A 23471-nucleotide genomic window follows, 5' to 3' on the forward strand; every position below is an offset into this window, starting at 1 on the left:
CAGAAATGAAAAAGCGCCCTACAAGGGCGCTTTTGAACTCCCGCCGCGGCAAAGCGGCGGAAAGTGAGTTGCTTACTTCGACACCGTGCGACGACGACGGCTCAGGACACCGGCGACGCCGAGGCCCAGGCCAACCAGGGCCAGCGAAGCCGGCTCAGGCAGCGGCTGGAGCGTGCCGCGCAGGTTGGTCGTGCCTTGATAGCACCATGCACCTGCAGCAGCCGTACCGGTCTTGCAACCAGCAGCCAGGCCGGCGGCTTCGTCGTTGGCGTTCAGAACGAAGTTGCTGAAGGAGGAGGTCAACTGCACGTCGGCGAAGCCGGTTGCGGCGTCGGCCACCGTGTTGGTGTTGAAGGCGGCAGCAACTGCAGCCACGCCCGGGCCTGCGACGGAGACGTCAAACAGACCGCCACCGAAACCGTTCAGAACTTGGCCGGAGAACGAACCGGTGCCGTTCAGCACAGCGTTCGGAGCCGCACCACCGCCGAGGTTGTTGTGGCCGGTCAACGTCAGCCAGGGGGTCATCGCCTGGATGGTGGCAAGGTTCTGAACGGAATTCTGGGTCAGCAGATTCACGTTGGTGTTCGTGTAGAACACCGAGATGGTCGCCGTCGTGAACTCAACGTAGCCGCCGGTGAAGTTCTGCGAGTTGCCGAACGAGGCGACGTAGTACAGACCGCAGGAACCGCCGCCAGCGCAGTAGCTGTTGCTGCCGTTGACGGTCGACACCGAACCGTACGACATAGCCGTCTGGCCGTTGCCGTTGATGAAGGTCTGGGCCATCGTGGCCGTCTCGAGGTGGCTCAGGTTAAGCGCCGAGCCGAAGTCGATGCCACCGACGACGAATGCGTTGGCAGACATTGCGCCAGCCACGCCGATTGCGGCGACAGCGGCCTTCAAAGTTTGCTTCATGGTCAACATGATGGTGTGCTCCTGATGGTTGACATTGAATGGGGTCGACGAACAGTTCGCAAGCATCGTGCCAACTCCGAAGAACAGCGCCAACCCGTTGAAAACAAAGAAAAAACCGTCAACAGCAAGGTTAGGTCGGCGGCCCGGTGTAAGAAATCTCGACAGCCTGCCAGGCCGATCTCAAGAGCCCGACGCCGGTAACACCGGTAGCTTGTCGAGCAGCGCCTTGATCTCGTGAGCCGGGATTGCATAGCTGATGCCGCTGGCTGCTCCCAGCGCAGCCTCCTTGGTGCCCTTCACGACCACCATGTTGACGACGCCCACCACGACCCCGTCATCAATGCTGAACACCGGGCCGCCGCTGTTGCCAGGGTAGGCGTTGGCGTCCAGTTGCAGCACTTCAAAAGCCCCCTCCCGCAACTGCCGCACGCTGCGCTCATTGAGCCCTTGATAGTTGTTGGCCGCGACCGCTATGCCGGTTCGGGCAGCGATGATTCCCTTGTGCGTGACATGGGTGAAACCGAGCGCGCCGCCAAGCGGAAAACCCATCAACGCAATCGCGAGCCCCTCGCGCGGTTCATCGCGGGCCAAAGCCAACGGAGGCAGCGGCGGACCGTCGATATGCAGCAACGCCAGATCGCGAAACGGATTGCTGACCAGCAGCCGAGCCTCCCGCATCTGCCATTGACTCTGCGGGCTCCACACCTGGACTGCGAGCCGTCGGTCCACCCGGCCCGTGATCTCTGGTGGCAGGACATGCGCGTTGGTCACGACGGTACGGCCATCGCCAACAACGAACCCTGTGCCCCTGAAGCCAAAGCGCGGGCTGTCCAGGAGGCCGTAACTTCCCACCAGCACGACCGACGGCTTCGCCTTGGCGATCAGGTCAGGCAGCGGGTCGGCGACGACAGGGCCCCATGCTGCAATCGCCACAACGAAGATGCCAACCCATCGGCGATTCATTGGGTTCACAGTTCCGTGGCGACGTGGCTGGTTTCCAGTGCGCTGACGCAGTTGCGCCAGACGTCATTGACCTCCTCAAGGCGGAAGCCATAAAACTGACCATGGCCATGACGGCGCGTGACCGTCACGGGCAGCGTCGCACGGTCCTCCGCCCCGAGTTCCACGCGCGCGATGCCATGGCTGCCCACCGGGATGTCGAGCTGCGACTGGGCTTGAAAGCCGGACAGTGAAATCTCGATGACGGTGATGACCACCAACCGCTCGTCACCATCGGTCTTGATCTGCAATTCGGCCGGGCAACGCAGCGAAAAGCGCTGGTGGCGCCGCATCGATTGCCAGGACTCATCCGTGCCGACCAGCATCGGAAGCACGGTACGGAACTCCGGCTGGTCGTAGATGGACCACAACAACGCTCGTTTCCTGTCATCCAGCTCCCGAAAGACATCGGTCCGCTGATTGAAGAAGTAGTCCAGCGTCGCCGGCGTCAGCACCGGGTCATTGGTGGTGAAGTAGCGTCGGTGTGGCAGTCGGATGTTCGGCAGCCGCAGGTTGACGAAATAGTCGTGCAGGTTCTTGCGCGGCTTGCGGCGGCCGTAGACACGGCGAAAGATCTCCTTCGCCACAGGAAGGTCGAGCGTGGCGCCCACCGCCGGCGCGCCGTTGGCAAAGTCGTACCTGTCGACGACCGACTCCTGCAGGCGCTCGAAGAACAACAGCGATTCGTACAACTCGATCTTGTTCGGGTTGACCGCGATGACGAGGTGCCGCGTATCGAAATACCGCGTGCAGTACTCGTACATGAACTTCATCAACGGGAACAGGATTGCGCCACCCGTTTTGCGAAAGTCCGGGTGCACCGCCAGCGCGGAGATCTCGGCAATCTGCCCCTGCCTCGCGCGAACGTCGGTCAGGTCGAACGCCGACTGCAGTGGGAAGCCGAAGACGCCTTCCCGGATCATCGACATCGTCCCGACGACCCGGCCGTCATACTTCGCGCACAACGTCGTCGTCGTCGGCAATGCGTGATAGATGGTGACGCGCAGGCTCGAGGGCGACGGCTTCATGAAGCCGCTGGCGACGTAGGCGTCGTGCAAGATCCGGAAGCAGTCCTCGAGGTCTTGCTGGGTCTCTGCGACCTTCAGCTCCAGGCGCGGGTCCGGCGCCGGATCGCAATCGATCATCTCCCGAAAGATGCTGAAGCGAACGTCCCGAGGGAGCCAGGAAAAGACCGTCCTGAGTCCCTGGTGCATCCGCTTGCGGAGGCTCGCTTGCTTGATCTGCATCAGATTGGCTCGTGAAAGTAGCTCGCCGCTCGATTGATGGGTTAGAGAGAGGCTAGCAGTTTCTGCACTTCTTCCTGAGCTGCAAAGCCGCTGCCCATGGCAGTCAAGCGGTCCAGCTCTGCGCGCGCCTCGCTCTTATGCCCATTCTTGATCAAGTACTGCGCCAGGTGCAGGCGCAGCACCGGCATGGCCGGACTGCGCTCCACGGCACGCTTTTGCAGCGTGAGCGCCTTGTCCATCCGCCCGGCGCCAGCGTGGATCTCGGCCACCGTGTCTAGCACCGCCTCGGAATCGGGCGCCAGGGCCAATGCCTTCTCGCCCATCTCCAGCGCCCCCGGCTTGCCGGACCGGTGAAGCAGCCATGCGAGGTTGTTCAGCACGACGGCATTGTCGGGCTGCGTCGCCATCACCGTGCGGTAGTACTGTTCGGCACGTTCGTAGTCGCGACGGCCGATGGACTGCTCGCCCAGATAGAAGTTGAATGCCGGCGATTGGGGCCGCTTCGCCAACCAGTCGGCACCAAGCTTGTCGGCCTCTGCCGTCTGGCTCGCGGCCATCAGCGCGTTGTGGAGCTTGATGGCTGTCTCGTCGGACGCGCGCTTGGCAAACGCGGTCTTGAGCGCCACGACGGCGCCGGTCCGGTTGCCCTTCATCGCCAACAGGTCGCCTTCGAGAAGCCAGCCGCTGGGTTCGTTGGGCAGCTGCTTCTGCACGTTCTTGGCCACGCTCATGGCTTCGTCGGCTTTGCCTGAACGGGCAAGCAGCGTCACCAGCCGCGCTTGCGCGGGCAGGTGGTCCGGCTTCATGGCCAGCACCTTTCGCAGTTGGGCGATCGCGGCGGGCATGTCCTTGCGAGCCATCTGCACATTGGCCATGTGCATCAGCGGGTCGACCGAGTTCGGCTGCAGCGCGGCCGCCTTGGAGAAGGACTGGGCGGCCTGGTTGTGGCTGCCCAGCGCAAGCTCAGCCAACCCTTGCGCCTGTATCAGTCCGGCGCTCTTGGGAAACCGCGCCACGCCATCCTGGGCCGCCTTCAGCGCCGCATTGAAATCCCCGCGATCCAGCAGCGTGCCCACCAACGTGAGACGCGGCAAATCGGATTCCGGGAAGAGCTTGACGGCCTCTTCGAGCTGGTTGCGTACTTCCTCCGGCTTCGCGCCTGCACGCGCGCGAGCGGCAACCAGCCCGAGCCGCGCGCCCACGTCCTGAGGTGCCGCCGCGACCAGCTTTTCGTAGCGGGCGGCGGCGTTGGCTGGCTTGCCGTCATCCAGGTCGAGCAGGGCCAGTGCGGTGACGGCCGGCGCATAGGAGGCCTGACGCGCGACCGCCTGTTCAAAGGACGCGCGCGCTTTGTCGCGTTGCCCCTGCAGTTGTTGGACGCGCCCGCGGAAATACGGCGCCAGAGGCTTGTCCGCCTGCTTGCGTTCCAGAGCGTCGATGACAGTCAGCGCCTCATCCAGGCGGTTGCCTTGGATATGGGCGGTGATCATCGCGACCTCTGCCTCGCCACCCGCGGTCGAACCGGCGATCGACTTCAAGTCGGCCATGCCCTGCTCGGAACGCCCTTCGTTCAGCTGCGACAAAGCCAGCACCGTCCGCCCGCGCGCGTCGTCCGGGTTGAGCTCGACGGCTTTGGCGTACATCTTCTTTGCAGCCTCGCCATCGTTCTGCTGCAAATAGCAGTCCGCAGCCAGCGAATAGACCTCAGCCGGCGCCCTACGGTCGCCATCGAGCAGGGGCTGCAGGAAGCTCAATGCCTTCGCCGGGTCGCCGGCCCGCAGCTGGGCGCGGCTCATCAACACGCGCACCGCGACGGGCGAGGGGGAGCTGGGCAAGGCCTTGCCCAAATGGGCGATCGCCTGGAGATAGCTGCCGCGCTCGTACTCGATCGCGCCCGCGAGCTGAAGGAAGCGCGCGTTGTCTGGCGCGACCCGCAGCAATTCCTGCGCCGACTCGAATGCCGTCTTCAGGTCGCGACGCTCATAAGCCAACATCGTCGCGAAGTAACGTCCTTGCAAGCCTTTGGGCTGCAGCTTTTCCAGCAGCGCCAGTTGACGCTGTGCGCCGTCAAAATCGCGCTGGCGGATCAGCTCCTGGATCAGCCCCAGATGCGCCCGCAGGTTGTCGGGCATCAGCCGAAGCGCTTCACGATAGGCCGCGACAGCGCTGGTCGCGTCCCCGTTGGTCTGGACCAATTGCTCCGCTTTGGCCAACCAGGGCGCACCAGATTTCGGGGCGGTTTGAATCGTCCGTTCGATCTGCGCCATCGCGCCCGCGTAATCACCAGCAACGCGCAGCAATTGCGCGATCAGCAGCTGTGCCGTGACATTGCCTGGATCGGCCTGCAAGGCAGCCTCAGCCGCCTCACGGGACTGCTGGTACTTGCCCTTCACGCCATAGGCCGTCGCCAATGCCGCCTTCACCTCGGCTTTGGCCTTGGGCTCAGACACCTCTGCCGCAGCGTATTCCGCGATGAACTTGTCAGCCTCGCCACGCAGCATCATGGCCGCACCGACCATGGGCGCCAGCTCGCCAACCGGATAACCGGCCTCCCGAGCCTTGCCAAGCTCGACCAGCGCTTCGGACGGACGCCCCATCTCGAACAGGCTTTTGCCGAGCAGGAACCGCGCCTCAGCGTTCGTCGCGTCCTGCTGCAACACATTCTTGAATTCGATGGTCGCGGCGTTGAAGTCCCTCTTCTGCATCGACGCCTTGCCGGACGCCAGCAACTGGGCCGGACTTTTGCCGGAACAAGCCGTCAATGCGACGGAAGCCGCCAAGGCGCAGACCAGCAGGGTCGACTTGGAAATATTGCTCATGATTTGATCTGCAAGCGACTCATCAAGTCGTAAAGAGTGGGCCGGCTGACACCGAGCAATTCAGCTGCACGCACGATGTTGCCGTCGGTGCGAGCCAGCGCCGTGAGCACGGCCTGGCGCTCCGCGCTCTCGCGCACCGTGCGCAGGTCCAGCGTCGTCGCATCGCCACCAGCCTCCGGCGCAGCGCGCAGGCCAAGGTCAGCCGCCGTGATGCGATCCTCCTCGGCCATGATCACTGCGCGCTTGAGGATGTTCTGGAGCTCGCGCACATTGCCGGGCCAGCGGTGGGTTTCCAGCGCGCGCACGGCGTCGTCGGCAAGCGTCGGCACGGGGCGGCGCATGTCGGTCGCGAAGCGCCGCGCGAAGGCGTGCGACAGCAGCACCGGATCACCCACGCGGTCGCGCAACGGTGGAATGTCGACGACGATTTCGGCGAGACGGTAGAACAGGTCTTCGCGGAACCGGCCATCGGCGATGCGGGCCTTGAGGTCCTGGTGGGTCGCACCGACGACGCGCACATCGATGGGAATCTCCTGCCGGCCGCCGACCCGTTCGATGACCCGCTCCTGCAGGAAGCGCAGCAGCTTGGCCTGCAGCGGCATAGGAAGGTCGCCGATCTCATCGAGCATCAGCGTGCCGCCGTTGGCCGTCTCGATCTTGCCCAGCGTCGATTTGTTGGCGCCGGTGAAGGCGCCTTTCTCGTATCCGAAGAGCTCGCTCTCCAGCAGGGTCTCGGGGATGGCGGCGCAGTTGATCGCGACGAAGCGGCCCTTGCGCTTGGACGCATCGTGCAGGCCCTGGGCCAGCACCTCCTTGCCGGTGCCGCTCTCGCCGAGCAGCAGCACGGTGGCGTCGCTCGGCGCGACCTTCTCGATCATGCGGCACACGCGCTGCATGCCCGGGTCGCGCGTGACGAGCCCCGAGAACACGTCGCTGCTTTGCTGCATCTGCAGGCGGCGGTTCTCCTGTTGCAGCTCGTAGAGCCGGTACGCACGCTCCACCGTGAGCGCCAGCACGTCCGGATCGACAGGCTTGGCGAGGAAGTCGTAAGCCCCCATGCGAATGGCGCGCAGCGCGTTCTCTTGGTCGTTCTGGCCGGTCAGCACGATGACCTTGGCGCCGGGGTCGAGTTCGAGCAGCTTCTCAAGGCATTTGAAGCCTTCCGAGACCGAGTCCCGGTCGGGCGGCAAACCGAGATCCATCGTCACGACGGCAGGGTTATGGCGGCGGAACTGCAACACGGCACTGGCGACGTCGTCTGCCGTGACCGACTCGAAGCGATCCAGCGACCACTTGAGCTGCTTCTGCAGCGCCAAATCGTCCTCGACGATCAGCAACGGCGCGTGGCGGGGCGTGCTCATCGAACCTCGAGCGCAGCCCGCGGCGCATCGGCCTGGGCGTGGAACAAGGGCAGCAGCAGGGTCACCGTGGTGCCCCGGTTCAATTCGCTTTGCACGCTGATCTTGCCTCCCAATTCCTGCACGTATTGATAGCTCTCGTGGGCACCGATGCCCATGCCGCTGGCCTTGGTGGTCTCGAACGGCTTGAATAGCCGATTCTGTATGAAATCCTCGCTCATGCCGCAGCCGCTGTCCTGCACTCGAACGCGGGCTTGGCTGCCCTGGGCATCGAGCGTTAGGCGCACGCTGCCACTGGCCGGCGTGGCATCGAAGGCGTTCTGGACGACATGCCCCAGCACGCGCTCGACGCGCTCGGCGTGGCCACGGGTGCTGACGCCGGGCTGCAGTTCCAGTTCCAGTGCCCTGCCCTTGCTCGATGCCGCCACCGCCAGGCGCCTGGCGATCTGCTCGAGGTCGACGCCGCTGGTGACGCCATGGGGCTTGTCGCCTTCCCGAAGCTGCAGCATCAGCTGGCGCATCTTCTCCAGCGAGTTCTCGACGGTGTCCAGCATGTCCTGCTGGAACTCCGGGTTGTCGCGCAGACGCTTGGCGTTTTTCATCATCAGCGACAACTGCGTGACGATGTTCTTCAAGTCGTGCACGACAAAGGCGGACATGCGGTTGAAGGCGTCGAACTTGCGAGCCTCCAGCAGCGCCTCGGTCGCCTGTGCCTGCGCCAGATAGCCGGAGGCCTGGCTGGCTGCGGTGCGCAGCAGGTCGCGCACCTCCCAGTTCAGTTCAACGACCGTGCGCGGCCGGCCCAGTACCGCAAAGCCAATCAATGCCTCGCGCACCAGCAACGGCACGATGAGCCAGCTGCGCGGCTCGTCCGACAGCCAGGCGGGCAGCTCCAGCCCCGGATAGGCCTCGCGCCGCTCGCGCCACTCATCCACGTCGATGATCCAGGCACGCTCGCGCCAGAACGTGGCCAGCGTGCCGTCCCGCGGCTCGCTGCCCGGCTGGGCCGGCAGGTTCCAGCGCGCAGCCTGGATGAAATCGGCATCCGCGGCACGCTGCAGCCACAACATGCCACTGGGGCTCTCCACCAGGTTGGCTAGGGCCCGCACCACCGTTTCCGCCGTGTGCTGCGGCTCGGCGCTGCTCGACAGCAGCTGCGTGAAGCGCAGCCACTCCTCACGGTAGTCGTAGCGATAGCTGAAGAAATTCTTGCTGATGTAGACCCGCAACCGGGCGCGTATCGAGCCCGACGCGACCAGCAGCGCAAGCGCCACCAGCGCGACGAAGACCAGCGCCACCGACAGCGCCCGTCCCCAATGGCCGCCGGTGTAGCGCACGTAATAGCCCACGCCAGCAACCATCAGCAAATAGGCACCGACCAGCAGCAACGCGGCGGAATGGAAGACCGCCGCGCGCGACACATGCAGCTTGCCCAGCCAGTCGCCCTGCCGACGCGATGCGACGAAGAGCAATGGCACCGCAGCCGCATGCACGAGGGAGCGCACGCTGACCGCGTCGCCGTCGAAGTTCTGGAACAGCGCTGCCTGTGAGCCGATGAAAAGATCAAAGACAAAAATGCCGCCAAGCCCCAGGCAGACCGGCTTGGCATTCCAGCGCGCATCCGCCGTCGAGTTGCGCAACATTTGCTCGACGAGCACCAGACCGATCACCGCCAGGATGAGTGCGCCGAAAGCCAGCGGTCGAGTCATGTTGCCGGGCGCTTCGCCCTCACTGACCCAGATCAGCGCCAGTTGGCCGAGCACCGCCATGCTGGCCACCGGGCGCACCCAACCCAGCCCGCCCCCTCCGCGCGCTGGCGGCAGCAGCATCGCCAGGAAGGCGAACCAGAGCGCGAAGCGCAGCAGGTCGATACTGAGCACGACCCAGGCTGGCAGATGGTCGGACCAATGCCTCAGCCCATCGAGCAGCGCGACACCGGCCCAGACCGCACTGGTCGCCAGCGCCGCCAGGAATACCAGGGCCAGCGCCGTCACAGGCAAGCGGCCCCGCAGCAGGCGCTGCGCGAAGAAGATCGCGAACAGCCCATAGGCTGCGCAGCAGATCACGTCGCCCAGGGTGCTCAAGGATGCAAAGGGGACCAGCGCCTGCAGCAAGGCACCTGAAACGGAGTCCATTTCGGCTCGGGGCATGGGAGATTCAAGCATGCCCCACCCGCCCGCGGCATCGGCGCTTACGCCGAGACGGCACCGTCAGCGGGCGCCCTTGCCGGTCAGCACGACGGCCACGGTCTCCAGCATGATCAAAAGATCAAGGAAGAGGGAGTGGTTCTTGACGTAGTAGAGGTCGTACTGCAGCTTCTCGACCGAGTCCTCGATCGTGGAGCCGTATTCGTAGCGCACCTGGGCCCAGCCCGTCACGCCCGGCTTCACGCTGTGCCGCACCGCGTAGTACGGGATCTTGGTGGTCAGCTCGTCCACGAAGAACTGGCGCTCCGGGCGCGGGCCCACCATGCTCATCTCACCGCCCAGCACATTGAAGAGCTGCGGCAATTCGTCGATGCGCACCTTGCGAATGAAGCGCCCCACGCGGGTGACACGGTCATCGTTCTTGGTTGCCCAGCGCGGTTTGCCATCCTTCTCCGCATCGGTGCGCATGCTGCGGAACTTGATGACCTTGAAGGGCACGCCGTTCAAACCGATGCGCTCCTGGCGGTACAGCACCGGGCCGCGCGATTCAAGGCGGATCAACAAGGCCGTGGCCAGCATGACGGGCCAGGAGACGGCCAGGATCAAGGCTGCGAATATCACGTCGCACACGCGCTTGACCGCCGCGCGCGCCATGCCCTGACTGAAGCCATCGCCGAAGACCAGCCAGCCGGCGTTGACATGCTTGATGTTGATTTGGGCCAGCGTCTTCTCGAAATGCGTCGCGATGTCGACGACACGCACGCCCGACAGCTTGCAGTCGAGCAACTGGCGCAGTGGCATGCTGCCGCCGCGGCGCTCACTCAAGGCCACCACGATCTCGTCCACGTTGTGCCGGAGTGCCGCCTCGGTCAGGTTGGCGCCGTCGTTGATGATCTCCGCGGCCGGCACCTCGTGCTGCTCCTCGTTCGGGCCGGCGTAGTAGCCGACGATCTGCGCCAGCGGGTCGGAAGCCCGCAACGTGTTGGCGACCGTGCGTGCAGCCGGCCCCGTGCCGAAAATGAGGATGCGGCTGCGCAGGCGGGCCTGGGTGCCGGAATGCGCCGCATACACGCGATGCACCATGACGGCAGCAACGGCGGCCATTGCGACCAGGGTCAGCAGGTCGCGATGGCTGGTGTCCGAAGGCACCAGGCTGAAGATCGCGTAGGCCAGCGGCAGACCGAACAGCAGCCCGAAGAGCGCGCGGGCGCAGGACTCGGTGATGGAACGGTTGTGCACGTGCTGATAGAAGCCCGTGGCGGAGTTGATGACGAACATGCAGCCAGCCAGGGAGAGACCATGCGAGGCAGCAAACGGCAACACGGTTTGCGCGGCCTCGCCTTGGCTCAGCACGACGGCGATGACGGCAAAAACGATGAGCCCAAGGTCAAAGAAGACCTGAAGCAGGGTCTGCTTGTGCAGGTAATGGTTGAATATTCGAATCATTGACATCCCCCGATCACTTGTGCCTGGCGCTTTTTCCGCATTTCAATCCGATCAACGAAATTCGAATCAGTTTCGATACTCCGTTCATCTGGCGCAGAGGCCGCCCGCCACATCGCCTTGTCCACCGCCGGTCTGGTCACCATGGGTCGGTTGAGACCGCGGGGCCGGCTGCCTGTTCGGGAGGACACAAATCCGCCATGAACAATGCTGACCCGGCCTTGATCGCGCCGGCATCATGCCTTCGGCCCCTGGGCTTGAAAGCCCCCCGTTTAGAGGGTGCATGACCCTTGAATCTGCCTCGCCCAACAGCGACTTCCGAAGCCGGCGCTGACGGTCATTTTCACAACCGGCCGGCAGTAGACCCGAAAGTCAGCGACACGCCGGTGACATGCCAGGGCAAAGCGTGCGAAGTGCACGAGCCTTTCTTTGAAATCCAACGAAACCCGCTCGATGGGCACGTCCCGCCGCACCTCATCGCGGCCGTGGTCGGCGCGGACGTGAATATTGCACGGCCGATTATTGACGCCGCGCTTTTATTTTCGATTCGCGCCTCCGCGGGTCAATTTCATTTTCCGGCCATTTATGCCTAATTCAATTGGCATCCAAAAACAAAAAACGCCCGCCGAATGGCGGGCGTTGCAGCGAACCGTGGCGATCAGCGCACGACGGCGATCTGTTCGCGGGCACCGCCCTTGTACGTGTAGAGGGTCAGCGCGCCATTCTTGATGTCACCCTTCTCGTCGAAGGTGATGGTGCCCGTGACGCCCTTGTAGCCGGCCGTCTTGGCAAGCACCGGCAGGTACTTGGCGGGTTCGGCGGAACCGGCCTTGACCATCGCGGCAGCCAGCACATTGACCGCGTCATAGACGTACGGCGCGTAAATCTGCACGTCGACGTTGAACTTGGACTTGAACTTGGCCCGGAAGTCGTCCATGGACTTCTTCGCTTCGCCTTCGACACCGCCGGCTTCGGCGCAGACGACTTGGCCGTCACCCATGGTGCCAGCGGCCAGCTTGGGCAGCTCGCCCGTGCAGATGCCGTCGCCGCCCATGAACTTGGCCTCGATGCCGAGCTGCTTCATCTGGCGCAGCATCGGGCCGGCGACGGCGTCCATGCCGCCAAAGAACACGACGTCGGGCTTCTTGCTCTTCAGGGAGGTCAGGATGGCGGTGAAGTCCGTGGCCTTGTCGTTGGTGAACTCGCGGCCGACGACCTTGCCGCCGGCGCCCTTGACGCCCTTCTCGAACTCGTCGGCAACGCCCTGGCCGTAAGCGGTGCGGTCGTCGATGACGGCGATGGACTTGCCCTTCAGTTGTGCGACCGAGTACTTGCCCAGCGTGCCACCCAGGTGCACATCGTCAGCGACGACGCGGAAGGTGGTCTTATAGCCGTTGCGGGTGAACTTCGGATTGGTGGCCGACGGCGAGATCTGGGGGATGCCGGCATCGCTGTAAACCTTGGAGGCGGGGATGGAAGTGCCCGAATTCAGGTGACCCACGACGCCATTGACCTTGGCGTCGACCAGCTTCTGGGCGGCAGCCGTGCCTTGCTTCGGATCACCGGCGTCGTCTTCAGCGAGCAGTTCGAACTTGACCTTCTTGCCCCCGATGCTCAGGCCCTTGGCGTTCAGGTCCTCGATGGCCAGGCGGGCGCCGAGTTCGTTGTCCTTGCCCAGGTGAGCGATCTGGCCGCTGGTCGGGCCGACGTGACCGATCTTGACCACCATGTCCTGGGACACTGCGGCACCGCTGAGCAGCGCAGCGACTGCACCCACTACCACATTCAACTTGACTTGCATGGATCAACTCCAGTTTGGAAGAGAAAGAAAAACAAACAACCGTTGAGTTTTCAACCAAATGAACATACCCGAAATCCGGGGGGCTCTCATTCGGGAAAGCGTGGACGCAAAGTTGTCAACCGGCCGCAGAGAAGTGGTCCAGCTTGGCACCGGACTGTTGGTAGACGCGGTAACGCGCACGCCCTGCCTGAACGCGCGCGGGGTCGCTTCCGATGACCTCGAGCACCCGCTCGAATGCGGTAGCGTCACTCGGCATCGGATCGCCGAGGTTCAGCAGCAGCCCGCGGTGGGGCAGTTGCGCGGCCTCGTCGACCAACAGCACCTCGCCCGGCGCGGGTGGCGTCGTGCCATCCCAGCGCCGATGGGGAATGAACTCGGCCGCATCGAAGCTCCACAGCAGTTGATCCAGCCGTGCCGCCTCGGCTGGCGGCACGCAGACGCCGACCGGCTTGCCGGACGCCAGGGCGCGTCGGATCAGCCGGCACGCGAAATGCAGCGGGTCTGCCGCGTCGCTGTAGAAGCTGACCTGAACCGCCACGCCTACTTGGCCTGGCTCAGCACGAAGTGCGTCAGCAGGCCGACGGGCCGGCCGGTCGCGCCCTTGGCGCCGCCGCCCTTCCAGGCCGTGCCGGCGATGTCGAGATGGCCCCAGCGGTACTTGCCCGCGAAGCGCTGCAAGAACTTGGCCGCCGTGATGGAACCGCCCGCGCGGCCGGCGATGTTGGCCACGTCGGCGAAGTTGCTTTTCAGGCCTTCGGCGTAGTCGTCGTCGAGCGGCATGCGCCAGCAGGGGTCGAGCGCGGCATCTCCGGCCGCAGTCAGGGAGGCTGCCAGTTCATCGTCGCTGGCATACATGCCGCTGCGCACGCCGCCGAGCGCGATGACGCAGGCACCGGTCAGCGTCGCGACGTCGACGACGACCGCCGGCTTGAAGCGCTCCGCATAGGTCAGCGCATCGCAGAGGATGAGACGGCCCTCGGCGTCGGTGTTCAGGATCTCTATGGTCTGGCCCGACATCGACGTGACCACGTCACCGGGCTTGACCGCGCGGCCGCTGGGCATGTTCTCGCAGGCGGCGACGATCATGACGAGGTTGAGCCTGGGCTTCAACTCGGCCACCGCGCGCAGCGTGCCGATGACGCTGGCCGCGCCGCCCATGTCGAACTTCATCTCGTCCATCTCGGCACCCGGCTTCAGCGAGATGCCGCCGGTGTCGAAGGTGATGCCCTTGCCGACCAGCACGACAGGCGCGACCGTCTTGGCCGCGCCTTCGTAGCGAGCGACGATGAAGCGCAGCGGCTCGTCCGAGCCTTGGGCCACAGCCAGGAAGCTGCCCATGCCGAGCTTCTCGACGGCCTTGCGGTCCAGCACCTCCACCTTCAGGCCGTGGGTCTTGCCCAACTCCTGAACCACCTGGCCGAGGTAGGTTGGCGTCGCGTGGTTGCCGGGGCGGTTGGCGCATTCGCGCGCCAGCTCGACGCCGGCCGCGATCGCTTCACCGCGCGCCAGGCCGGCCTTGACCGCCTTCTGCGCCGCCTTGTCCACCAGCAGGGTCAACCGCGCCAGCTTGGGCGCCGCAGGTGCACTGGGTTTGGTGTGGCGGTAGAGGTAGACCGCGTCGCTGCCGGCGAGCGCCGCCTGCTCGGCCAGCGACTCGGCCAGCCCGGCGTCAAAGCCGGCAAACACGACGGCGGCGTTGGCCACGCCGCGCGACTTGATTTGCGCCAGTCCGGCCGACAGTGCCGCCCGCGCGGCCGCCAGCGAGGTCTTGCCGCTGGCGGCAAGCACCAGGCGCGCCGCCTTCAAGCCGTCGGGATGCGTCAGCGTCAGCGCCTGGCCGGCCTTGAGCGCGAAGTCACCGAGCTTGATCGCGGCCTGCGCGTGTTTTGCGACGACCGCATCCAGACCTTGGGGCAGCGAGTCGCCGCCCAGCACCACGATGAGCGCATCCGTGCCCGCGGTAGCGAGTGCGTTCAGCTCTGTGGTTTGAACCTTGAAGTCCATAATGACCAGAAGTAGATAGAAGTGCGTTTGATGTTATTCGATTCGTCCACGCGGTCAGAGTTGGCCAAGAGCTTCGGCGTCACGCTGGTGGTCATGCTGACCATCATGCTGACGTCGACGCTGATCCGCACGTTGGGCCAGGCGGCTGGCGGCAATGTCGCGCCGCAGGACGTCGTGCTGCTGATGGGCTACGCGACCATCGCCCACCTGGCGACCATGCTGATCCTGTCGCTCTTCATCGCCGTCGTCATCACGCTGGGGCGCTCCTACCGCGAGTCCGAGATGACGATCTGGTTTGCCAGCGGCATCCCGCTGTCGCGCTTCGTGCGGCCGGTGCTGCGCATGGCCTGGCCCATCCTGCTGGCCGTCGTCGTGTTGGAACTCGTCGTTTGGCCCTGGGGCAACCAGAACAGCGCCGAGCTGCGCGACCGCTACCAGAAGCGCAGCGACCTGTCGCGGGTGGCACCCGGCCAGTTCCAGAGCTCGCGCGACGGCAGCCGCGTCTTCTTCATCGAGCGTGGCGAGGACCCCGCAACCGGCCGCAACGTCTTCATCCTGGCCAACCAGAACGACCGTGAGTCCGTGACGACCTCGTCACGCGGCCACCTGCAGATGGACGGCGACGACCGCTTCCTCGTGCTGGACCATGGCCAGCGCAACGAGACGCAGCTCAAGACCGGCGAGAAGAGCCTGGCGCGCTTCGAGCAGTACAAGGTGCTGACCGACACCCAGGTGCTGGCCAACGCCAACCAGTTGCCGCCCAAGGCGATGGCGACGCTGGACCTGCTGCGCCTGCCGACGCCCAAAAACCAGGGCGAGCTGGCCTGGCGCCTGGGCATGATCCTCGGCGGCATCAACATGGCCTTGCTGGGCGTGGGGCTGGCGGCGTCCAACCCGCGCCGTGCCAACAACTGGAACCTGCTCTTTGCGCTGCTGGCCTTCATCGTCTACTTCAACCTGATCAACCTGTCGCAGTCCTGGGTCGGCAACGGCCGCACCTCGCTGGCACGCGCGCTGCTCAGCGTCCACGGCAGCGCGCTGGTGCTGTCGCTGGCCATCATCTGGCTGCGCGACAACGCCAACCGCTTCGGCCTGCGGCGCCGCCTGACGGGAGCGCCCGCATGAGGACCGTCCGCCGCCTGCTCTACAAGGACATCGCCGGCTCGGTCGTGCTCGTCGCGCTGGCCTTCCTGTCGCTGTTCTTCTTCATCGATTTCGTGGACGAGCTGGACCGCATGACGCGCATCGGTGCCGGCGGCGCCCAGGCCGCGCTGCTTGCGGTGATGGACCTGCCCGGCCATTTCTACGAGCTCTTCCCCATCGCCGTGTTGATCGGCTCGATCATGGCCCTGGCCCGCCTGGCCCAGAGCAGCGAGTTCACCATCCTGCGCACCGGCGGCCTGGGCCCGGCGCGGGCGCTGAGCCTGCTCGCCGGTCTGGCTGCCGTGTTCGCGGTGATGACCTTCGTCATCGGCGACTACGTCGCGCCCCAGTTCGAGCGCCACGGCGACGACATGCGCGCCCGCTTCAGCCGCAGCGCCAACGCACCACAGCGTGGCGCCTGGCTCAAGGACCACCAGACCGTCGACGGCCAGGAGCGCAGCTACTCGGTCAAGGTCGGCCGCGTCGGCACCAGCGGCGAGCTGGAGGACGTCCGCATCTATGAATTCGACCCCGAGGGCCGGCTGATGTCGCGCACCGAGGCCGGCAAGGTGGATGTCGACGGCCAGGGCGTCTGGCATCTGCAGGCCGTCCGGCGCACCGTCTGGAACCCCGGCGCGGCCACGGCGGCCGGCTCGGTGGGCGAGATCGTCGTCAGCGAGCAGCAGCTCGACAAGCTGGACTGGCAAAGCTCCCTGCATGCCGGCGTCATCGCCGCGGCCGTGCTGCCGGCGATGTCGATGTCGACGCTGGAGCTCTACCGCTACACCGAACATCTGTCCGCGCAGGAGCAGTCGGCCCAGGCGCACAACATCCAGTTCTGGCGCAAGGCCTTCTACCCGTTCGCCTGTTTCGTCATGGTCGCGCTGGCCCTGCCCTTCGCCTACCTGCATGGCCGCTCGGGCGGCATCAGCATCAAGGTCTTCGGCGGCATCATGCTGGGCATCAGCTTCGTGCTGCTGAACAACGTGGCGGGCCACCTCGGCCTGCTGAAGGACTGGACACCCTGGGCCGTCGCGGCGACGCCCAGCCTGATCTACCTGGGCCTGTCGATGGCGGCCTTCACTTGGCTGGTGAGATACCGATGACCGAAGGCCTGCTGCTGTTCGCCCATGGCGCCCGTGACCCTGCCTGGGCACGGCCTTTCGAGATCGTGACGCAGCGCCTGCGCGCCGCGCGGCCCGACACGCCGCTGGCGATGGCCTTTCTCGAGTTCATGTCGCCCGACATGGACGAGGCCGCCGCCCAGCTTGCCGCCGCCGGCTGCACGCGCGTGCACGTGTTACCCCTCTTCCTCGGCACCGGCGGCCACGTCAGGCGCGACGTGCCCGTGCTGCTGGACCGCCTGCGCGAACAGCATGGCGACGCCATCGAGTGGCTGCTGCATGCGCCGCTCGGCGAGCAGGAAGCCGTGCTCCAAGCGATCAGCCTGGCCTGCCTGGCCGTCCTCGAATGAATCTGCATCAGTTCCGCTTCGTCCAGGAAGCCGCCCGCCGCAACCTCAACCTGACCGAGACGGCCAAGGCGCTGTTCACGTCGCAACCGGGCGTCTCCAAGGCCATCCTCGAGCTGGAGGAGGAGCTCGGCGTCGACATCTTCTCGCGCCATGGCAAGCGGCTGCGCCGCATCACCGAACCGGGCTTGCAGGTACTGGCCTGCATCGAGATCATCCTGCGCGAGGTCGGCAACCTCAAGCGCATCGGCGAGGAGTATTCGCGCCAGGACAGCGGCACCTTCTCCATCGCGACGACGCACACGCAGGCCCGCTACGTGCTGCCCGCGCCGGTGGCCCAGCTGCGCAAGAACCTGCCGCAGCTGCGCATCAGCCTGCACCAGGGCAGCCCCGACCAGGTCGCCCGGATGCTGCTCGACGAGAGCGCCGACCTGGGGCTCGCGACCGAATCGCTGGCCCAGTATCCCGAGCTGGTCACCCTGCCCTGCTACGAGTGGCAGCACGTCATGGTCGTGCCGCGCGACCATCCCCTGGCCAGCGTCGAACGCGTCAGCCTCGAGCAGATCGCCTCCGAGCCGCTGGTGTCCTACCACCCCAGCTTCACCGGCCGCACCCGCATCGACAAGGCGTTCGCCGCGCGTCACCTCACGCCCAACGTCGTGCTCGAAGCGATCGACTCCGACGTCATCAAGACCTACGTGCGGCTCGGCATGGGCGTGGGCATCGTCGCCGAGATGGCGATGCGCGAGGAGCCGCCAGGCAGCGACCTCGTCGCCCGACCCCTGGGCTCGCTGCTCGGCAGCAATGTCACCCGCATCGCCTTCAAGCGCGGCGCCTACCTGCGCAACTACGTGTACAGCTTTGCCGAGCTGCTGTCGGAGCGCCTGAGCCGCAAGCTCATCGAAAAAGCGATGAACGGCGACGCCACAGACTTCGGCATGTAGCCCGGCTGGGCCAGGTGCCGAAGCTCAATCGATCGGCAGCATCAGGTCCACCTCGTCGCTGCGCAGCCCGGCCTCGAAAAGGTCGCGCGCGACGCTGTAGAGCATCAGCAGGTCCCGGTAGGCCGGCAGCTCGAAATGCGGCGTGCCGGGGCCGGCGCCGCGCGCCAGCAGCTCCTGCAGCATGTGCATCGCCGACGCCGGGTCGGACCAGACGACCTGCAGGTGCGCAATGACGCTGGGGCTGGCATCCAGGCCGCGGCCGCGCGTCAGGCTCTGGGTCCACTGCGGCGCCATCGTGCGCAGCTGCTGTTCAAACTGCTTGGCGAGTTCGGCAAACACGTCGGGCTCGCTGCGCTGCTGGCAGATTTCCATTAGCAGCAGATAAGGCATGGCGCCGCCACCGCCCCGCGCCACCTGCGTCGCCAGCAGGTCGGCGGCGGCCTCATGCTGGCCGAGCAGTTGCAGGAAGTCGACCTGCTGCTGCAGGTCCAGCAATTCGTCGGCCACCGTGAGTTCGTCGGACGGCAGCGGCGTCGCCTGGACCGGCAAGGGCTGCGTCGCCTGCATGGACAACGGCGCTGGCGCAACGGGCGGCGGAGACCCGGGCGGCCAGGGCAAGGGCCGCGGCTGCGGCCGCGTGATCTGGTGCTGGCCCTCGTCGGGCAGCACCGCAGCGTTGCCCACCACCGGTGGCGCCATGCCGGGGGACACGGGCTGCTGCGGGGGCGGCACGCCGGCGCCTTCTGCCGCGTGCAAGGCACGCCAGTAGGCCAGCTCGCGGCGGGCCCGCTGGTCACGCCAGCCGCTGAAGTAAAAGGCCGCCGCGCCGGCCAGCAGGCTCAGCCCCAGCGTCAGCAGCCAGGTCATCGGGTCACGGTAGGGCGAAGCCCGCGTGGCCTGCACCGGGGCGGGCGGCAGCACGGCCTGGGACGGCGCAGCTGCGGGAGGGATTGCGGCCGCAGCAGCTTCCGCCTGCTGGCGCGCCTCGATATCGGCGCGCAACCGGGCGACGGTCTGCTCGAGCTGCGCGATCTGGGCTTCGAGCTCCGGCGTCAACTCCAACTCGGGCGCGCTGGCGGCCGGCTTGGCCGGGCGCGGCGCTTCGGCCACGAGCACCTCGGGCCGCTCCAAGACCAGACGCGGCCCCGTCGCACGCGGCTTCGGGCGCGCCCGGGGCTTGGCGGCCGGCGCGGGCGGCGGGCTGGCCTCGGCGAGCTGGCGAGATGCAGGCTCGGCCGCCTGCGGCGGCGCAGGCACAGGTGCCGGCATCGACACCGCCGCCGCATTGGCCGGCGGGTCGACGAAGGCACTGAACTCGCGGGTCAACCGCAGCGGGCAGCCCAGCGCCAGCGTGATGCGCAAGGCCGGCTCGTCGATGGGTACCAGGCTTTGCACCCGGATGCGCCGTTGGCCGGCGTCGCCCTCCAGCCGCAGCTGCAACAAGCCGGCCGGCACGCGGGCCTCGCCCGCGGTCACCTCGCCGCGCACACAAGCGTCCGTCAGCTGTTCGCCGTCGGCCAGGGTCAGCGGCACGCTGGCATCCAGCGGCTTGCCGAGCGCGGAGTGGACCTGCGGCCGGCCCAGTCCGAGGGCGTCGGCGCCGGAAGACGCCAGGCCAAGCAGCAGAGCCAAGGCGGGAGTGAAGGCACCCAGCAACGTCGGGCGCAGGGCCGTGAAGGGCATTGACGGCGGGCGGCTAGAGATGCGGTTGAGAGAGGGGTTGTGACTGCGCGGATCACTCTAGCATGGGGATATGCGCGGCCAGTGCGGCGGCGAGCGGCACAATGCCGCCCACGCCATGAATGCACTCAGCCTCACCCCCGCCGAACGGCAGCAGATCGACCAGGGCCCCTGGTTTTCCAGGCTGTCCGAGCCGCTGCGCAACGACATCCTGCAGCGCGCCTACGTGCGCCGCCTGCCCGACGAGACCATGCTGTCCCACCGCGGCGAGCCCGCCGAGGAATGGAGCGCGGTCGCCAAGGGCGCGGTGCGCGTCAGCTCGGTGTCGCTGGCCGGCAAGCAGATCTCGCTGACCTATGTCGAGCCCGGCACCTGGTTCGGCGACATCGCCCTTTTCGACGGCCTGCCGCGCACGCACGATGCCTATGCGCATGGCGAGACCACGCTGCTGTGCGTGCGCAAGGCCGACTTCCGCGCCCTGCTGCAGGCGCACTCTGAGCTGTATGACGCGTTGCTGCGCCTGAACTGCCGCCGCCTGCGCCTGATGTTCGACATGATCGAGGACCTCAACACCCGGCCGCTGGCCGCGCGCCTGGCCAAGCAGGTGCTGCTGCTGGCGCGCTCCTACGGCGTGCAGGAAGGCGACGAGATCCGCATCGGCCTGCAGCTCGCGCAGGAAGACCTGGCCCAGCTGCTTGGTGCCTCGCGCCAGCGCGTCAACCAGGAGCTGAAGGCCTTCGAGCGCGAAGGCGCGGTGCGCGTGGAGCCGACGCGCCTGGTCGTGCTGAGCCGCGACAAGCTGCTCGCCGCCGCCGCCCGCTGACGCTGCCGCGACACGGCGCGCGGCGGCCGGCTCTCACAATGGATGAGTTTGCGCCCCAGAGAACGACATCCATGGAAGCATTCACCGGCACCCGCCCCCTCGCCCAGCCGCTTGACACTGCGGCGCTGGAAGCCTGGCTGCGCGTGCATGTCGACGGCTTTGCCGGGCCGCTGGACATCGAGCAGTTCAAGGGTGGCCAGTCCAACCCGACCTATCTGCTGACGACACCGGCCGCCAAGTACGTGATGCGCAGCAAGCCGGCGCCGGTGGCCAAGCTGCTGCCGTCGGCGCATGCCATCGAGCGCGAGTTCCAGGTCATGGGCGCGCTGGCCGGCACCGACGTGCCGGTGCCGGCGATGCGGGCGCTGTGCGAGGACGAGGCCGTCATCGGTCGCGCCTTCTACGTCATGGAATTCATGCCGGGCCGGGTGCTGTGGGACCAGAGCCTGCCGGGCATGACGCAGGCCGAACGGCGCGCGCACTACGACGAGATGAACCGCGTCATCGCGGCGCTGCACCAGGTCGATTTCAACGCTGCCGGTTTGGCGCACTACGGCAAGCCGGGCAACTACTTCGAGCGCCAGATCGGCCGCTGGAGCAAGCAGTACCTCGCCTCGGTCACCGAGCCCAACGCGGCGATGGACGCGCTGCTGGCCTGGCTGCCGGCACACATCCCCGCAACCGCGCGTGACGAGCGCGAGATCAGCATCGTGCATGGCGACTACCGCATGGACAACGTCGTCTTCCACCCCACGGAGCCACGCATCATCGCGGTGCTGGACTGGGAGCTGTCGACGCTGGGCCATCCGCTGGCGGACTTCAGCTACCACTGCATGAGCTGGCACATCCAGACCTCGGGCGCTGCGCGCGGCCTGGGCGGCAAGGACCTCGTCGAGCTGGGCATCCCGGGCGAGCGCGAGTATGTGCAGCGCTATTGCGAGCGCACAGGGCGCGCGGATGTCGAGGCCGTCATGGCCGACTGGAACTTCTACATGGCCTACAACATGTTCCGCATCGCGGCCATCGTGCAGGGCATCGCCAAGCGCGTCGAGGACGGCACGGCCTCTAGCTCGCAGGCCAGGGAGACGGCGGCAAGCGCCAGGCCGCTGTCGCAACTGGCCTGGAGCTTCGCGCAGAAGGCCTAACTCGCGTCCCCCGGGCGGGTGGACGGTGTCCAGGCGATCGAGGTGGTGGTCGGCCAGACACCGTTGTCCGACAGCCGCGCAGCCACGCGCAGCGCCTCGCGCGCGGCGATCTCCAGCAGGCGCACCAGCGCTTGCAGCCTGGGCAGGTCGGCCTCGGCCATCTCGGTGCGCAGGTAGAGGTTGCCGCGCATGCTCATCAGCACGAAGGGATGGCCCTCGGGCAGCAGGTCCTGGCTCGCCTGCGCCAGTGCCTCGCTGAGTTCACCGTCGATCCAGGCGCCGGCCAGGTCCTTCGTCACGCCGACGATGCCGTAGCGCTGGCGCACGATCTGTGAGGTCGCGTTGTTGAACTTCGGAAACATCACCAGCCAGCGCATCTCCTCGGGCGTGTCGGTGTCGACGCGGGTCTTGAGCGTGTCGGTGTAGGCCTCGAACACGGCGCGCTCGAGGTTCTCCATCAGCGCGCGGCACAACACCATCAGTTGCAGGTCTTGGTGCAGCCCCATCTCGCAGCGCATGCGCAATTCGAAGCCGGGCAGATAGCTGCGTTGCGACACGCCCCATTCGATGCGCAGCCGGCCGGGCTGGGCCGTGGGTTGATCAATCTGGAAGCCTAGGCCGTCCCGTGTCAGCGTGAACTCGGCGCCGCGCGCCTCGGCCCATTCCTGGATCGGACGCCAGCGTGCTGCGTTGGCGCGCGTCACGAGCCAGTGCTTGACCTGCTTTACCACCATGAGTCGTGAGAAGTCTGAGAATGGGGTCTACGCTGCGGCGCACCGGATGGAGGCGACGAATGATCGAAGTGTATTCATGGCCTACACCTAATGGGCACAAGGTGCACATCATGCTGGAGGAGTGCAGCCTTGCGTACCGGGTGCATCCCGTGGACATCGGCGCCGGCGACCAGTTCGCGCCGGACTTCCTCGCGATCAGCCCCAACAACAAGATCCCGGCCATCACCGATCCCGACGGGCCCGACGGCGCGCCGATCTCGCTGTTCGAGAGCGGCGCCATCCTGCTCTACCTCGCCGGCAAGACCGGCAAGCTGCTGCCCACCGACGTGCGCGGCAAATACGAGGTGCTGCAGTGGTTGATGTTCCAGATGGGCGGCGTCGGACCGATGCTCGGGCAGGCGCATCACTTCCGCATCTATGCTCCCGAGAAGATCGACTACGCGATCGACCGCTACACCAACGAGGCCAGGCGCCTGTACTCGGTCATCAACAAGCGCCTCGCGCATTCGACCTATCTCGGCGGGCGCGACTACAGCATCGCCGACATCGCCGTCTTCCCCTGGCTGCGCTCCTGGAAGAACCAGGGCGTGGAGATGGGCGACTACCCGCACCTGCGCGGCTGGTTCGACGAGATCGCCAAGCGCCCGGCGGTGCAGCGCGGTGTCGAGGTGCTGGCGCGGGCGCGCAAGCCGTTGACGGACGAGAAGGCGCGGGAAGCGCTGTTCGGCCAGCGGCAGGCGCAACAGCGCTGAGGCGGAGTTCAAGGTCCCAGGCAGCGGCGACCGAGCGGCGTGCTCGATC

The 23471-nt window shown here is 66.3% G+C and carries 20 protein-coding genes; 8 read left to right on the forward strand and 12 right to left on the reverse strand.

The genetic code is table 11. The features are described from left to right. Positions 1-72 precede the first annotated feature (72 nt). The 7 genes from ASD35_RS21085 to ASD35_RS21115 form a co-directional block, all read right to left on the reverse strand. On the reverse strand, positions 73-921 hold the full coding sequence (locus ASD35_RS21085) for a PEP-CTERM sorting domain-containing protein (RefSeq protein WP_235538410.1): 849 nt from the start codon (positions 919-921) through the stop codon (positions 73-75). A 171-nt stretch (positions 922-1092) separates the two neighbouring features. After that, positions 1093-1875: a serine protease gene (locus ASD35_RS21090; RefSeq protein WP_056876900.1), complete on the reverse strand. Its 783-nt coding sequence runs from the start codon at positions 1873-1875 to the stop codon at positions 1093-1095. A gap of 5 nt (positions 1876-1880) precedes the next feature. Beyond that, positions 1881-3158 (reverse strand): GNAT family N-acetyltransferase, encoded by a 1278-nt coding sequence (locus tag ASD35_RS21095; protein ID WP_056876901.1) that lies wholly within the window; start codon positions 3156-3158, stop codon positions 1881-1883. A 41-nt stretch (positions 3159-3199) separates the two neighbouring features. Next, positions 3200-5977 (reverse strand): XrtA/PEP-CTERM system TPR-repeat protein PrsT, encoded by a 2778-nt coding sequence (gene prsT / locus ASD35_RS21100; protein WP_082580324.1) that lies wholly within the window; start codon positions 5975-5977, stop codon positions 3200-3202. Then, a complete protein-coding gene (gene prsR / locus ASD35_RS21105) occupies positions 5974-7338 on the reverse strand; it encodes a PEP-CTERM-box response regulator transcription factor (RefSeq protein WP_056876903.1) in 1365 nt (454 codons plus the stop codon). Before prsR ends, prsT begins: the two co-directional genes overlap by 4 nt. Further along, on the reverse strand, positions 7335-9470 hold the full coding sequence (gene prsK / locus ASD35_RS21110; RefSeq protein WP_082580325.1) for an XrtA/PEP-CTERM system histidine kinase PrsK: 2136 nt from the start codon (positions 9468-9470) through the stop codon (positions 7335-7337). The genes prsR and prsK overlap by 4 nt, the downstream gene beginning before the upstream one ends. Positions 9471-9545: 75 nt before the next feature. Further along, positions 9546-10934, reverse strand: coding sequence for a TIGR03013 family XrtA/PEP-CTERM system glycosyltransferase (locus ASD35_RS21115; RefSeq protein WP_310341272.1), 1389 nt, complete (start codon positions 10932-10934; stop codon positions 9546-9548). Positions 10935-11215: 281 nt separating this feature from the next. On the opposite strand from ASD35_RS21115, the gene ASD35_RS27415 reads away from it, so the two are divergent. Continuing rightward, positions 11216-11518, forward strand: a complete 303-nt coding sequence (locus ASD35_RS27415; RefSeq protein WP_157275690.1) for a hypothetical protein — start codon at positions 11216-11218, stop codon at positions 11516-11518. 65 nt (positions 11519-11583) lie between these two features. Here ASD35_RS27415 and ASD35_RS21120 read toward each other — a convergent pair whose 3' ends face one another. The 3 genes from ASD35_RS21120 to ASD35_RS21130 all read right to left on the reverse strand — a co-directional run bounded on the left by ASD35_RS21120 (position 11584) and on the right by ASD35_RS21130 (position 14730). Beyond that, positions 11584-12726 (reverse strand): branched-chain amino acid ABC transporter substrate-binding protein, encoded by a 1143-nt coding sequence (locus ASD35_RS21120; protein WP_056876905.1) that lies wholly within the window; start codon positions 12724-12726, stop codon positions 11584-11586. A 115-nt stretch (positions 12727-12841) separates the two neighbouring features. Beyond that, positions 12842-13264 carry a DNA polymerase III subunit chi gene (locus ASD35_RS21125; protein ID WP_056876906.1) on the reverse strand — a complete coding sequence of 141 codons (423 nt, stop codon included), beginning with the start codon at positions 13262-13264 and terminating at the stop codon, positions 12842-12844. 2 nt (positions 13265-13266) lie between these two features. Beyond that, positions 13267-14730 carry a leucyl aminopeptidase gene (locus ASD35_RS21130; protein WP_056876907.1) on the reverse strand — a complete coding sequence of 488 codons (1464 nt, stop codon included), beginning with the start codon at positions 14728-14730 and terminating at the stop codon, positions 13267-13269. A 30-nt stretch (positions 14731-14760) separates the two neighbouring features. On the opposite strand from ASD35_RS21130, the gene lptF reads away from it, so the two are divergent. The 4 genes from lptF to ASD35_RS21150 are packed head-to-tail and all read left to right on the forward strand — an operon-like array spanning position 14761 to position 18288. Then, positions 14761-15855: an LPS export ABC transporter permease LptF gene (lptF, locus tag ASD35_RS21135; protein WP_056876908.1), complete on the forward strand. Its 1095-nt coding sequence runs from the start codon at positions 14761-14763 to the stop codon at positions 15853-15855. After that, positions 15852-16979, forward strand: a complete 1128-nt coding sequence (gene lptG / locus ASD35_RS21140) for an LPS export ABC transporter permease LptG (protein WP_056876909.1) — start codon at positions 15852-15854, stop codon at positions 16977-16979. Before lptF ends, lptG begins: the two co-directional genes overlap by 4 nt. Then, positions 16976-17347 carry a sirohydrochlorin chelatase gene (locus tag ASD35_RS21145; protein ID WP_056876910.1) on the forward strand — a complete coding sequence of 124 codons (372 nt, stop codon included), beginning with the start codon at positions 16976-16978 and terminating at the stop codon, positions 17345-17347. Before lptG ends, ASD35_RS21145 begins: the two co-directional genes overlap by 4 nt. Next, the gene (locus ASD35_RS21150; RefSeq protein WP_056876911.1) at positions 17344-18288 is read left to right on the forward strand and encodes a CysB family HTH-type transcriptional regulator; all 945 of its coding nucleotides are present in this window, start codon (positions 17344-17346) and stop codon (positions 18286-18288) included. Before ASD35_RS21145 ends, ASD35_RS21150 begins: the two co-directional genes overlap by 4 nt. A 24-nt stretch (positions 18289-18312) precedes the next feature. Here the strand turns inward: ASD35_RS21150 and ASD35_RS21155 are convergent, their stop codons facing one another. After that, positions 18313-19920, reverse strand: coding sequence for a FimV family protein (locus tag ASD35_RS21155; RefSeq protein WP_157275691.1), 1608 nt, complete (start codon positions 19918-19920; stop codon positions 18313-18315). Positions 19921-20086: 166 nt separating this feature from the next. Between ASD35_RS21155 and ASD35_RS21160 the strand changes: the two genes are divergently transcribed. Together ASD35_RS21160 and ASD35_RS21165 are read left to right on the forward strand one after the other, a co-directional pair. Next, a complete protein-coding gene (locus ASD35_RS21160) occupies positions 20087-20791 on the forward strand; it encodes a Crp/Fnr family transcriptional regulator (RefSeq protein WP_056877465.1) in 705 nt (234 codons plus the stop codon). Between the two features lie 71 nt (positions 20792-20862). After that, entirely contained in the window at positions 20863-21936 is a 1074-nt protein-coding gene (locus ASD35_RS21165; protein ID WP_082580327.1) for a phosphotransferase, read from the forward strand. Here the strand turns inward: ASD35_RS21165 and ASD35_RS21170 are convergent. Further along, positions 21933-22670 carry a hypothetical protein gene (locus ASD35_RS21170; RefSeq protein ID WP_056876914.1) on the reverse strand — a complete coding sequence of 246 codons (738 nt, stop codon included), beginning with the start codon at positions 22668-22670 and terminating at the stop codon, positions 21933-21935. The genes ASD35_RS21165 and ASD35_RS21170 overlap by 4 nt on opposite strands. 59 nt (positions 22671-22729) lie before the next feature. Between ASD35_RS21170 and ASD35_RS21175 the strand changes: the two genes are divergently transcribed. Beyond that, complete coding sequence (locus ASD35_RS21175; RefSeq protein ID WP_056876915.1) at positions 22730-23422, forward strand: glutathione binding-like protein; 693 nt, start codon at positions 22730-22732, stop codon at positions 23420-23422. The last annotated feature ends 49 nt before the right edge of the window (positions 23423-23471 follow it).

The sequence above is a fragment of the Pelomonas sp. Root1444 genome (genome assembly GCF_001426885.1).
GTDB lineage: Bacteria > Pseudomonadota > Gammaproteobacteria > Burkholderiales > Burkholderiaceae_C > Pelomonas.